Genomic DNA, 13,802 nt, shown 5'->3' on the forward strand with positions numbered 1-13,802 from the left:
TTTAGGCTTGGATGATGGTCCACCCAGATTCCCACAGAATTTCAAGTGTTCCGTGGTACTCAGGATACCGCTAGAGCTATTGTCGATTTCGCATACGGGGGTATCACCCTCTCTGCCCGAGCTTTCCAACTCAGTTCTACTATCAACTCCAGTCCCACGTCGCGGTCCTACAACCCTGCCACATCAAAGATGAGGCAGTTTGGCCTATTCCCCTTTCGCTTGCACTACTCCGGGAATCTCATATGATTTCTCTTCCTCCGGGTACTAAGGTATTTCAATTCCCCGGGTTTGCCCCCTTTCGGGTGTCCTAAATGGACAGGTTTCCCCATTCGGAAATCCCCGGATCAAAGCTTGTTTGACAGCTCCCCGAGGCTTATCGCAGCCTACTACGTCCTTCATCGCCTACCAGTGCCAAGGCATCCGCCGTGCACCCTTAGTAGCTTAAAATAAAATCTTTGAGCTACATGCATCACATGATCTTAACGATCTAATTAGTAAGTAACGCTTTTTACGCTCGATAGATGACACATAGCCAGTAACCGCTTACTAGCCATGCTCTAAATTCTTTCTACAGCCTACCCCCTTCCGAGGATAGCTGTTGCGCAAAGAAGTTGTGTTACATTCACTTCATCACTTCTACTCGTATTCAATTGTAAACCTGTTTTGCCTCTCACTACCCTCTGCACGAAGGCAAAAAAAAGCCCAAACCATCAAAAAACTATCAGGTGCTCGCTCCGAGCGCCCAAAACCCGATGAACCCGTTTGCCAACAAACGTAAGGTCAACTCCCGAAGGAGGCGACCATTGGTCATCGATAGAAGCTGGTAAAAACGAGAATTTGTTTGCATGCCAGACTGTTAGGTCTGACAACTTACGACAATCTCTTTAAAAACTCTTAAGTCTCCTACTCCGATTTCAGAACTTCCGAAGAAATACTTTCAATCAGATTTTAGGTTGCGCGCATCACATCTCGCTCAATCCTTGAAGCCACTTCCGAAGAAACGACCTCGACTAAGACACAGACATGAAACGACAGGACTATCGTCTGTCTTTCGACGGACTCACCTTGATTTGCTCCCTAAAAGGAGGTGATCCAGCCGCACCTTCCGGTACGGCTACCTTGTTACGACTTCACCCCAGTTATCGGTACTGCCATAGTAACCTGCCTCCCTTGCGGGTTAGCTCAGCCACTTCAGGCAGCCCCAACTCCCATGGCGTGACGGGCGGTGTGTACAAGGCCCGGGAACGTATTCACCGCGGCATGCTGATCCGCGATTACTAGCGATTCCAACTTCATGGAGTCGAGTTGCAGACTCCAATCCGAACTGAGACTAGCTTTTTGTGATTAGCATTCCTTCACAGGATAGCGACACTTTGTACTAGCCATTGTAGGACGTGTGTGGCCCTAGGCGTAAGGGCCATGCGGACTTGACGTCATCCCCACCTTCCTCTGCCTTATCGGCAAGCGGTCCCATTAGAGTGCCCAACTTAATGCTGGCAACTAATGGCGAGGGTTGCGCTCGTTGCGGGACTTAACCCAACATCTCACGACACGAGCTGACGACAGCCATGCAGCACCTGTCACCGCGTCTCCGAAGAGAACCCCTGCTTTCACAGGGTAGCGCGGGATGTCAAGCCTAGGTAAGGTTTTTCGCGTTGCATCGAATTAAACCACATCCTCCACCGCTTGTGCGGGCCCCCGTCAATTTCTTTGAGTTTTAGCCTTGCGGCCGTAATCCCCAGGCGGAGTACTTAATGCGTTAGCTTCGTCACCGAAACAGTAGGATGGTTCCGACAACTAGTACTCATCGTTTACGGTGTGGACTACCGGGGTATCTAATCCCGTTTGCTCCCCACACTTTCGCACCTCAGCGTCAATATCAGTCCAGTGAGCCGCCTTCGCCTCCGTTGTTCCTCCAGATATCTACGAATTTCACCTCTACACCTGGAATTCCGCTCACCTCTCCTGCATTCTAGCTAAGCAGTATCCAATGCACTTCCACGATTGAGTCGTGGGCTTTCACATCAGACTTACCTAGCCGCCTACGTGCTCTTTACGCCCAGTAAATCCGAGCAACGCTTGCACCCTCCGTCTTACCGCGGCTGCTGGCACGGAGTTAGCCGGTGCTTCTTCTACAGGTACCGTCATTTTTTTCTTCCCTGTCGAAAGAGCTTTACAACCCTAGGGCCTTCATCACTCACGCGGCGTTGCTGCGTCAGGGTTTCCCCCATTGCGCAAAATTCCTAACTGCTGCCTCCCGTAGGAGTCTGGTCCGTGTTCCAGTACCAGTGTGGCTGATCATCCTCTCAAACCAGCTACCAATCGTAGTCTTGGTAGGCCGTTACCCCACCAACAAACTAATCGGGCTCGGGCCCATCCTTCAGCGCAAAAGCTTTCCCGCAATTTCCCGTGGAAAATTGCAGCGTACGCGGTATTAGCTTCGGTTTCCCGAAGTTGTCCCCCTCTGAAGGGTAGGTTACCCAAGTGTTACTCACCCGTGCGCCACTCTACTCACACCCGAAGATGCTTTCGCGTTCGACTTGCATGTCTTAGGCACGCCGCCAGCGTTCACTCTGAGCCAGAATCAAACTCTCATATTCAAAATTTGTGTGAACCGTTTCCCCTCTTCTCGACTCTAAAAGAGACTTGAAAAGTTGAAATCGACTCAAGATCTATTAGCAAAGTAACCGCAGCTCAGCGATTACCGACCTAAAAGTTCCACAAAGAGACCTTCAGTGACCGAAGTCACTAAATGAAACTGCTCCCAGAGATTGTCACTCGGAAATACTCTGATTCTTGTGACGAATCACAAAAACCATCGGTATTCTCTCAAACAAATTTACTGTTTTACCAACTTCTACCCATGACCAAATTGTCTTTCAGAGACCCCGAAAATGTTGCCATTTTAGAGCTTTTTCTCTGATTTCCTTGCTATCCGAACACGCTGAATTTTTTCAGCAGTCTTCAAGGCAAGGCGCTAAGAGTATCTGGAGTCCCTGACCAATTCAAGGGCTTCGGATAAATAAGTTCTCTTTTCTTTTAAAAAGTGAAGAACTGCTCTTTTGTCGCCTATGCCGGAAACAGCAAGGTCCTTTGGAATACCAGCCATGGAGGGGATAAGTCAACGAATTCGCCAATAAATTTCTCTGGCACCACTTAAATTTTTATCTTTGTTTCAAAGACTTAAACCCACAGGGGATAAGAGCCTGAATCAATATGACAAAATCCAACGAGCCCGCCTTGCGTCTTAATGAACAATCGTTTCACTCGCTCAGATTTTCGGCTTACGACCGGTGCCTTTCGTACATCCCCCGCTCCTCTATAACTCGAAGCACTTCATTTGGAAGATACCCAACTACTTCTGCTCCATCCTTGAGGAGTGCTCGAAGCTCAGAGCTTGAAAACGAGCACGAAGCGATGTCTTCTCGGTCTAATTGCTTTACGTATTCTGGCATTTCCTTGGGAACTTCCTCCCCAAGTCGTGGAATGAATAAAAACTCCACTTCCGTAATTAATGCATCAAAATCTCTCCACATGTTGAGAGTTGGGAGATTATCAGCCCCAATGACGTAAAGAAGCGGCCTCTTTTCACCATCAGCACGAAGAGACCTGACAAGAGATATCGCCGTTGACTCCTCTAACGCTCCCTTAAGCTGTGATTCAAGGATGTGAATTCTTTCATTGCCCTGAAAGACCTCGCGTTGAACCACTTTCAGTAACTCAAGACGCTCTTCACCGGTAGCAAACGAGGACTTATCATAACGAGCGTCACCACTTGGGACGAGCCAAACTTCGGCGATTCGTTCGTCATTCAATAAATGGGAGATCGTAAGCACATGTCCGTTATGTGGCGGATCAAAACTTCCTCCATACAGTGCTATATACTTTTCCATGAAGCCCTATTCATTCAACTCACTACTCTTTACCACCATATTCTGACATATTACTCCTAGTATGAAGATAGCAATTTCTGCAGGAGACCCATCTGGTGACGAGCACGGTGCACGTATTATCTCAACCGTGCGTATGTTATGTCCTGAAGCCACCATATTTGGAATGGGTGGCTCAGCGCTTCGCTCTGTTGGAGTAGAAACCCTCATCGATTCAGAGGTCGATGCCTCGGTCATGGGATTTCTTGATGTAATCAAATCGCTTGGCACCCTGAGAAGAGCTCTCAAGCGAATGACCTCTCTATTACGGGAAAGAGCTCCTGACGTACTCCTCCTCGTTGACTACCAAGACTTCAATCTGCTGCTCGCGAAACAAGCAAAGCGCCTCGGAATTCGAACTGTCTTTTTCATCGCTCCTACCGTTTGGGCGTGGAGACCAGGAAGAGCGAAATCGTTTCAAAAGTATGTTGATGCGCTTGCCTGTATTTTCCCGTTTGAACCCGAGGTCTTTAAATCTTTGGGCTACGACAATGCACTCTTCGTGGGACATCCTTTTTCAGATGGCCTTACTCAGTTTACCTTCCCACCTGAGAAAAGGGCGTTATTACGGAGAGAGTTCGGTATTGGAGATGATGAGCTTGCTCTTGCTCTTTTCCCAGGAAGCAGGAATCAAGAAGTAAAAGCTCTCCTCCCGCTATTGGTAGCTGCCCTGAAAAAAGTTCGACAAGAGCTTCCTTCCGTGAAAGGCCTTGTTCCAGTGCCGAGTTCGATACCTCAGGATGAAGTACTCAGTAGTCTTAAAGAGCTCGATGCTGAAGATTTTATAAAACTCGTCTCGCAACGCTCCCTTGATGTTCTGGGGGCAAGTGATGCAGGACTGATAAAGTCTGGCACTTCTAATCTACAAGCCGCACTGACGGGACTACCCTTTGTAATGATTTATAAAGCTGGTTGGCTTTTTCGAAATATCATACGGCTCTGTGCAAATGTGAAAAACTACTCAATCGTTAACATCATCAGGCCAGGCACCGTACGTGAGTTTGTGACGGAAGATTCACTAACCCCCGAGGCCCTCGCACAGGAAGCACTAATGCTTTTAAAGAACGAGTCGTACAGAAGGGAACAGCTTTCCGCCTTTCAGGAGATACGGGATTTCCTAACTCCTTCAACAAACTCACCGAGGACCTCACCCACGGATGCGCCTCAACAACTCGTCTCACACAGAGTGGCCGAGATGATTATCTCGAATGATAAAAATCTGAGTACAGACTCAAGCGAATGAAGCTGGGAAAATCACAGGAGCGGAAGGGGCCTGAATAAACTCAACCGCATATCATGAAAAAACCATGCCTTACATTTGACAGATTGGGGCACATGCTAACCTCTTCACAAAAATAAGAGCGAGAAAACCTCAAGAAAAGGTGACCACGAAAATACCGAGCACTCCATCCTTTTTTTTGATTAAGAATTCAATCTATGGACTATTGCCGTTAAGAATATGAAGTGGAGATTGAAATGGTGTCAACTTCACCTACGCCTGATCCGAACCGCAAACCGCCGCTCACTGAGACGGCAATTATATATGCTGCCAGAGTATTTTATGAGCAGCACAATACACTCCCAAACTGTAAGACAAAAGCAGCCGTCCCTGGTATGCCTGATGATAGCTGGATGAGTATCTATCAGGCGGGATATCATGGTCGTCGGGGGCTAGAAAAAGGCAGAACTCTTGGTGAGATTCTCCAACCACTACGAGATGAGCTTCTTCAAACTGAACAACCTTTACCTCCATTATCAGAGGAGGTTATTCGTCAAGCTGCCAGAACGTATTACATGGAAAATGGCAAACTACCGACCAGAACTTCAGAAGGGTCTCTGAAAGAATCTTCAGAATTTTCATGGAAGAGGATTAATCATTTAGGACAAGCTGGTCATCGAGGTCTCGAAAAGGGTCGTACGTTATCAAAGATCCTGAAACCGCTTCGAGAAGAACTCCAGTCACAGAAGACGCCTCTTGGTGCGGAATCAATCCTTACTGCCACTAAAAGTCAGAAGACCCCTGAGCTGACACAAACTCTCCAAGAACTACGCCTTAACATAGCTAAGAAGCTTATCCTGAGAATCAGGATGCTTCGTGAAAAATTTACACTTACAGAAGACAGCATCCTTAAAGCCGCAGAGGAGTTCTATGAAAAGCATGGGAAATTCCCAAGTCGTGCGAGCAAGCAGCCTGTGCCCGGATTAAAAGACAAAACGTGGGATTATATTCACCAGGCTGCGTATCACGGAAGACATGGACTCACTGCAGGGCGAACGTTATCAACCATACTCGAGCCGCTAAAGCGCAAATCTGGAATCAAAACCAATGCTGCGAGACAGAGCTTAAGTGAAGAGGTTATTCGGGATGCCGCGCGAGAATTTTATATCCAATATAATAAAATCCCAACGAAGGATACGAAAGAACCCGTTCCTGGAATGGAGCATGAAACGTGGAAAGCTTTAGATTCGGCAGCATACAGCGGCTACCGAAGCCTCATCAAAGGCCAGTCCTTATCAAAAATATTGCTGCCGTTAAGAGAGGAATATCAACACAAGATACCGGGGAAGCCTTTGACAGAAGATGGAATATTGAGAGCTGCTAGAGAATTCTACTCTCGATATGGGAAGCTACCGACTTGCGCTTCTCAAGAATCAGCTCCCTTTCTTTCAGGTGATACGTGGGGCGCTATCGATCGAGCAGGTAAAATGGGCTACCGAAACCTTAATAAGGGACGAACACTTTCAAGTATTCTCACCCCCCTTCGTGTGGAATATGGATTAACACGAGTACAACAAGCAAGGCTTCTCTCTGAAGTTGAAATTATAGCCGCCGCAAAACGCTTCCATCATGGATTTCAGCAAGTGCCAACAAAGAATACAGTAGCACCTGTTCCCGGCATGGAGGGCGAAACTTGGCAAGCTATAGACCATGCTGGCCGCTACGGGCTTCGAGGCCTCACGAAAGGCCGCACCTTAAAAAAGATACTGATAGAACTTCACACCGTTTAAATGCTATTCTCCTGCCCAAACATTTCGAAATTGTCGTACTCTACCCTACTTTTGATGCGAACACGTTACTCATCAAAAAGACTGGCTTGGAATGCCCAATAGAGCTCCCATCATCACTGCTCATAGACCCATTGAATGAGATTCATCGATAATGTGCCATTCGATAAAGTGGAGTACGTGCTGAGGCTCGGTGTAACCTCTAATAGAAACTTCCACGCTATGACAGCAAAACTCTTATTCTCTGGATGGATTTCCCGCGTAATAGAAACTCTATACATTCCGCATTTTAACCTCTCTCAGCATGAACAGTCCTATTTCCTTAGGTTTCAAGGTCTTTCTTTCGACTGTCTGTGTAGCTTTTTGGAGAGGAAATGCGGGCTATGAAGAGAAATCGCTGTAACAGTTCTGGTACACCAAGCTTTCACACTATCAGCTTAAAGACGTTTACTCTCTTTGCTCTTTTGGTGATCATAACACCTCTTTTTTCTGCTCAGAGCCAAGACTCCCTTTATACATTTGTGGGTGAAAATGCCGGCGATCGACTTGGCTGGTCGGTTGCAACTCTAGGCGATGTTAATAATGACGGTGTTCCTGATTTCGGTATTGGAGCAAGTAAAGCAAATACCGTTAATGGAGATGGATCTGGTCAGGCGCTAATAATATCCGGTGCCTCTGGTGATGTTCTCTATACCGTTATTGGTGACAATGCCGGGGATTACTTTGGTGGATCTATCGCTAGCGCAGGAGACGTAAATGGTGACGGCACTCCTGACATTGTAGTAGGTGGTATGGTGGGCGCTAACCCCGATGGAATCCCAACCGGTATGGCGAAAATTGTTTCAGGGATAGATGGCTCATTGATTCACAATCTATACGGAATAGAAAATGGCGGTCGCTTCGGTATCTCCGTTGATGGCGCTGGGGATGTTGACCAAGATGGTTATAATGATGTTGTTGTTGGAGCAAAGTGGGAGAACTTTCCGGGCTGGAGCGACAAAGCAAGAGGAAGTGCTAAGATTTTTTCAGGATTAAGCGGCAATGTCCTCTTTGAATACTATGGAAGTCCTCATTGGAAGCAAATTGGATATTCCGTAGCGGGAGTAGGCGATGTCAATGACGACGGCATTCCTGACGCTGCAATCGGTGGCAGAGGTGGCGAAGTATTTCTCATGTCGGGTGCCGATGGAACAATATTTCACACCATAAGTGATAGTGGTGCTGGAACCCTACTTGGAGTGTCAGTGTCTGGCGCTGGCGATACCAACGGTGATGGCATTCCTGATATTGTTATGGGGGCTCCAAATACCAGTAGTGAAGTTGGCGTTATAGGCGCAGCTGTAATTTATTCAGGGGCCGATTATTCAATTTTACATACCTTTTATGGTGACGATGATGGAGATCAATTCGGACATGCCGTCTCTGGTGCAGGCGATGTAGACGGTGATGGATATGGAGATGTTATTGTTGGTGCCTATTCAGATGATGACAATGGAGATGAATCAGGAAGCGCTAAAGTCTTCTCGGGATTCACTGGGGAACTACTTTTTATCGTACGTGGACAAAATGCAGGGGATAGACTTGGATATAGCCCATCAGTTTCTGGCGCTGGAGATATCAGCGGTGATGGATTGGCTGATGTCATTGTTGGAGCGTATGCAAGTGATGCAAACGGTGAAGACTCTGGGAGTGCTTTTGTTGTTGTCAACGAGTGTCTCAATGATCAAACAAAAGGACTCGCTGGACAGTGTGGATGTGGGATACCAGACACTGATACTGATGGGGATGGAATAGCTGACTGCCTGGATATTTGTGACAACAATCCTCTAAAGATTGTCCCTGGTGCTTGTGGATGTGGAGTAGCAGATACCGATACTGATGGGGATGGGACAGCTGATTGTAAAGACTCATGTAGCGCAGACGCAAACAAGATTCTGCCTGGACTCTGTGGATGTGGAGTGCCAGATACTGATGCAGACGGGGATGGAGTATTTGACTGCTTCACCGATCCAGATAGCTCACTGCCTCAGATTGAAACACCCACCACAAAAGCAGACGCAATAACGCTTATCAGCAACACGCAGAGCATCCTTTCTGTCTTTCATGAAAAAGCGCCTAAATCCAAAAAGGTGATGAAAGAAAATGTGGATGATATGCGACAGGCTCTACGAACCTACTTTCGCCAAGCCCCTCTTCCAAAGCGTTTGAAAATACGCACAGCGCGAGTCTTAAGAGGGCTGACGAAATTAGGAAAAAGGAAATACAACGAGAGAAGAACAGAGAGAATGGAAAGACGACTCAAACACTGGATGCATGCTCTAGAGAAGCAAAATCAAAATAAATAGAATACTTCACGCGAGAAATATAAGAGAAACTCTCTCCTCATTCTCGCACGAATGTTTCGAATTTCTTTGCCTCAATCTTGAGAATCCTCATCTCACAAAATCTCAAATACATCCTTAAGTCACGAAGGAAATAGTGCGGTAGCGAGTGGGAATTCTCCAGAGGAGTAGAAAACACACCGATGATCTTTTTAGGTTTCTTAGCAGGCTGCTTCTGGGAACCAAGATAAGTCTCAGCCCGGAAGGTCCCTGACGTGAAAAGACGCACACGAAGTGCAAACGCTGTTTGTTCGCATATAGCTGGGAGTAGGTGACCACCACACACGGAAATCATAGGTAGCCTGCCCTCCCTTTGAGCACAAATTCCCCTTCCGTCAAACTTCTCTCAGTATCTCACTGCACACCAGTAACGGCACCTTCAAGTTGGTTTGCCAACGATGTCCTGCAGATGTGTCATCCATCGAAAAATCGACGACGGAACTTCAAAAAATAATTTTCCAATCGACTACGGCATTTCTTCTTTCCATCTGGAATAAAAAATTCCATGCTGCTCAAAAATAGAACTCAATTCAGGAGACACAATGACTGCCGTTGCACACTCGTTTGCCCGCTACCTTCCTCCCAAAATAGTGACGAATAATGACCTCGCTCAGCACATCGATACCAGCGATGAGTGGATTCAAAAACGAACAGGAATAAAAGAACGTCGATTTGTAGAACCTCCCGTTACTACAAGCGATTTAGCCGTTGAAGCTTCAAAACTTTCAATACAGGCATCAGGTGTAGAAGTCGATGCAATAGTCGCTGCAACTCTGTCTCCCGATTATGATTTCCCTGGCATTGGCGTTTTAGTACAGCACAAGCTCGGACTCTCAACTGTTCCAGCTTTTGATATTAGAAATCAATGCTCTGGATTTCTCTATGGAATTGAGCTTGCTGAAGCACTCGTTGCTCAAAAAAAATATAAGAACATCCTTGTTATCGGCGCCGAGGTGCACTCAACTGGACTCGATCTCACAACGAGAGGACGTGACATCGCTGTGCTTTTTGGTGACGGTGCCGGAAGTTGCATTGTCTCACAACACCCCCCGTCAAGCGCAAAGACCCCCAGTCTCAACATCATAGGCTCCGAGCTCCACAGCGATGGTGCGCATGCCTCAATTCTCTGGTGTGAACACGTCGGAAGCGCCCACTTTCCAACACGCATAACAGCCGAAATGGTCGAACAGGGAAAATGCTTTCCGCAGATGGAAGGTCGCAAGGTATTTGAGCATGCGGTAAAACGAATGGTTGAAGTCTCAACCTCTGTATTGAGCAATAGTGGAATTTCAAATCAAGACGTGCGCCTCGTCATTCCCCATCAAGCGAATGCACGCATTAATGGACTGGTAGCAGAGACTCTCCAGATACCGACTGACCGAGTGTTCAACACAATAACCCACTATGGAAATACGACTGCAGCAACTATTCCTATCGGCTTTAGCCATGCCCTTGAGGAGACTCAACTTGCTTCTGGTGACTATATTTTAAGTTGCGCCTTCGGAAGTGGATTCACTTGGGGGGCTACCCTGTTTCAAGTAGTTCAATTATGAAGATTTTTATTTCGTTCATCCTTGTCGTCCTATTTCTCTTGCCAGCGCCTGCTCCCTGCCAGCCAGCACCAAATCGGGAGCAGCGCACAGTAGAACAACACCTCCTCCAAGTTCTTAAATTAGAACGCAGTCTAAAGAAAGAACTTCAAGAAAAGCAGGAGGAACTCCGAAGCCCTCTTGCTACCGGCAGACAGGCGCAGATTGAAAAGGAGGTTCAAGAAATCTCTGAAAGGTTATCTAATATTCAAAAAGACTTTTCAGAGCTCGCCATTGGAGTTGATGTAGCGGAAGTATCTCGCGACAAAAAGGGCGCCCCATTCTCTTGGAGCAAAGAACTCCAGGATCTCCTCGCTCCTCTTATATCTGAACTTCGTGATGCAACCAGCCGACCTCGAGAAATTAGTAATCTCAAAGACAAACTTAGCTCATTAGAAGAACGAAAAGCGTCAACTCTGAAAGCGGTAGATAACCTTACTATTCTGAATGGCAACCTAGAGGAACAACAGCTCAAAGAACCAATAAGAAACCTCCTCGAGAAATGGAGGGCTCAGCTCACATCCATAAATGCTGAACTTGCTATAACCGAGGAGAAGCTATCCCAAAAACAAGCAGAGCGAAAATCCGTGGGGGAAACGGTTCAAGGCGTCCTTTCGCTCTTCTTTGAGAGTCGAGGAAAACACCTCTTTTTTGCATTTCTATTTGCGGGACTCCTCTGGGTCTCTCTTCGCAACATTCCGAGATATGTCATTCGGTATCTTGATGGCTCGGGCTCGAAACTCTCTCACGCCGGCAAACTGCTTCAGGTAGCGGGTCTTGTTACATCGACACTGGGAGCATCTCTCGCCTTCCTCATGACTCTCTATCTTTTTGAAGATTGGGTGCTTTTACTCCTCTTCTCACTCCTCTTTTTTGGACTCCTCTGGACCATGAAAGATACTATTCCTGACTGGTGGAGGCAGCTTGCTCTCCTCCTTAACTTTGGACCAGTCAGAGAAGGTGAAGTCATCGAGTATCGAGGTGTTCTATGGCGCGTTGACTCCATTAGCTTTTACGCAACGTTGATCAACGAGGCGTTCAACTCGGGAAGAGTGCTTCGTATCCCCATTCAGGATCTCATACCGATGCGATCGCGAAATGCGCATAAAGATGAGAAGCTTTTCCCCTCCAGCATAGGAGACCATGTTATTCTTCATGATGGAACCTTTGGTCGAATAGTTCTTCAAAGTCCAGATTATGTTGAACTCGTCGGCTATGGCGGAAGCCTTTACCACTTTGATACTCGCGAGTACCAAAGCGCTCCTGTCAGAAATCTTAGTGATGGTTTCGGTGAGACCTACTCATTTGGTGTTGACTATCAGCATCAGTCAATAATCACCGAAGAGCTGCCTCGAATTCTTACAGAGGAAATCCGTGAATTCTTGAAAGCTGAGCAGATACTCCAACACGTTTCACACCTCAAGATTGAGTTTGAATCCGCAGCTGACTCATCACTCAACATTGCTCTCATTATTCACTATCACGGAAGTGCAGCATCTCTCTATCCATCTCTCTCTCGAACGATTCAAAGAGGATGTGTGAAGACATGTAATGCCCATGGCTGGACAATCCCATTTCCGCAACTCGCTCTGCATCTGAATGACAATATGAGAGCATCGCTTCATGCACCTTAGCCCAAACATACCCGACTTTGGGATAATGTATTGGCGCTGTATCGTGGAATCCATTGAGATAGAGGCTTCTCACCGTATGTGGCGACAGGCTCTGGTCATATCCTTCTTCAAAAAAACCACGGACACCAAGGAAGCCATTCCCCACACAAAAGAGCGATTCATAATGACTAACGTGTGTTCCCGAAAACCCCTTCTCGACAATGCTCCACGGCTCTAGTCCGATGCCTTCCTCTATCAGGGACTCTTTAACACGAGGCGCACCTCTCAAGTTTTCACTACTACTTGAAGGAGACTTTTGGCGTTTTTCAGAAGAGTTCATGAAAATCCTATGAACAAAGAGACGTATACAAAAACTCTGAGCTGTTTAGTAGCATATCTCTCTCTGAAAGTCGCCTCCCCTAACCCACTCACCAATCTGAAGAGTTGCTTCTGCCAACAAGAGACCAAAAGCCCCATTTTTTTCTTCTGCGTAGTCGCTTTCAACTCTACTGAGCCAAAAAATCTCAATAAATCAAAGAGATACACACGGTAACGCGAGAATAACAACACTCGAGTCTCTACCTCACCCATGTATCACCTTTCATCACAGCTATGAAATCGGTAAAATAGTACGAAGAGGGCGAGGGATAGAGCACGCACACAAACGCATACAAATTATAGAGCAGTATATCTCATTATTACGCTAAATTTTTACGCTAAGTCTTTTAGCTCTATTCTCACGAGAACCTTCTGAACTCTTCGATAAAATGGTATGAAGCCTACAAAAGCAATGAATATTAAACATCTCGCCACTGGCTCTCCCTTTCGTATCAAGTCTCTAGAGGACTTTCTTTTTCAACTTGCCACAGTTGTTGTAGCGCTCGTGCTTATGCACACTGAAGTGCTGGTAAATACTGTGCACGCGCAAACCCCTCAAGGGCATTTTGAAATAGCATTTAAGAACACGACGATGGGAGAAATAGAACTCTTTCCCCCATTTAATGGAACACTGACGTGCAGAGGAGCATCAGGAAGCCTCGCCAACTTATATTCAAACGGAATTACCCCTCCCTCTCAACCACTTATCGTTGAATTTAACCAAGGCTCCATTCTTCCGGAAATTTATTTAGATTTTATCCCTGCAGAACTCCCATATCGGTGTGACCTCCTGCCACAAACAACCACAGGAGGAGACAACCATGTGAGTTCACCATTATTTATAAAGGGCAATAATTTTGATACCTACTTTGGAATGCCAGGAGATCCAGCACCTCCTCTCCGCCT

General features: G+C 46.6%; 9 protein-coding genes and 2 rRNA genes (1 of these 11 only partly in view). 5 read left to right on the forward strand and 6 right to left on the reverse strand.

Annotation, left to right across the window (positions count from 1 at the left end; all coding sequences use genetic code 11):
* From EBR25_07665 to EBR25_07675, 3 genes are all read right to left on the reverse strand, one after another.
* A 23S ribosomal RNA gene (locus EBR25_07665) occupies positions 1 to 445 on the reverse strand; it reaches 2,895 nt to the left of the window's first position.
* Positions 446 to 1,080: 635 nt separating this feature from the next.
* Positions 1,081 to 2,600 (reverse strand): 16S ribosomal RNA (locus EBR25_07670).
* Together the 16S and 23S rRNA genes form the textbook arrangement of a ribosomal RNA operon.
* 684 nt (positions 2,601 to 3,284) lie before the next feature.
* Positions 3,285 to 3,893, reverse strand: a complete 609-nt coding sequence (locus EBR25_07675; protein NBW40865.1) for a nicotinate-nicotinamide nucleotide adenylyltransferase — start codon at positions 3,891 to 3,893, stop codon at positions 3,285 to 3,287.
* Positions 3,894 to 3,954: 61 nt separating this feature from the next.
* Between EBR25_07675 and lpxB the strand changes: the two genes are divergently transcribed.
* The 3 genes from lpxB (at position 3,955) to EBR25_07690 (ending at position 9,280) form a co-directional block, all read left to right on the forward strand.
* Positions 3,955 to 5,172, forward strand: coding sequence for a lipid-A-disaccharide synthase (lpxB, locus tag EBR25_07680; protein NBW40866.1), 1,218 nt, complete (start codon positions 3,955 to 3,957; stop codon positions 5,170 to 5,172).
* Between the two features lie 233 nt (positions 5,173 to 5,405).
* Positions 5,406 to 6,938: a hypothetical protein gene (locus EBR25_07685; protein NBW40867.1), complete on the forward strand. Its 1,533-nt coding sequence runs from the start codon at positions 5,406 to 5,408 to the stop codon at positions 6,936 to 6,938.
* Between the two features lie 371 nt (positions 6,939 to 7,309).
* The gene (locus tag EBR25_07690) at positions 7,310 to 9,280 is read left to right on the forward strand and encodes a hypothetical protein (GenBank protein ID NBW40868.1); all 1,971 of its coding nucleotides are present in this window, start codon (positions 7,310 to 7,312) and stop codon (positions 9,278 to 9,280) included.
* Between the two features lie 37 nt (positions 9,281 to 9,317).
* Here the strand turns inward: EBR25_07690 and EBR25_07695 are convergent, their stop codons facing one another.
* On the reverse strand, positions 9,318 to 9,611 hold the full coding sequence (locus EBR25_07695; GenBank protein NBW40869.1) for a hypothetical protein: 294 nt from the start codon (positions 9,609 to 9,611) through the stop codon (positions 9,318 to 9,320).
* A gap of 247 nt (positions 9,612 to 9,858) precedes the next feature.
* Between EBR25_07695 and EBR25_07700 the strand changes: the two genes are divergently transcribed.
* Entirely contained in the window at positions 9,859 to 10,869 is a 1,011-nt protein-coding gene (locus EBR25_07700) for a ketoacyl-ACP synthase III (GenBank protein NBW40870.1), read from the forward strand.
* A 1,506-nt stretch (positions 10,870 to 12,375) separates the two neighbouring features.
* Here EBR25_07700 and EBR25_07705 read toward each other — a convergent pair.
* The gene (locus EBR25_07705; GenBank protein NBW40871.1) at positions 12,376 to 12,858 is read right to left on the reverse strand and encodes a hypothetical protein; all 483 of its coding nucleotides are present in this window, start codon (positions 12,856 to 12,858) and stop codon (positions 12,376 to 12,378) included.
* Positions 12,855 to 13,109, reverse strand: a complete 255-nt coding sequence (locus EBR25_07710; protein NBW40872.1) for a hypothetical protein — start codon at positions 13,107 to 13,109, stop codon at positions 12,855 to 12,857. Before EBR25_07710 ends, EBR25_07705 begins: the two co-directional genes overlap by 4 nt.
* 199 nt (positions 13,110 to 13,308) lie before the next feature.
* Here EBR25_07710 and EBR25_07715 point away from each other — a divergent pair.
* The coding region (locus tag EBR25_07715; protein NBW40873.1) for a hypothetical protein at positions 13,309 to 13,802 on the forward strand (494 nt) is incomplete at its 3' end.

It is taken from the genome of bacterium (assembly GCA_009926305.1).
In the GTDB taxonomy this organism is placed as follows: domain Bacteria; phylum Bdellovibrionota_C; class UBA2361; order UBA2361; family RFPC01; genus RFPC01.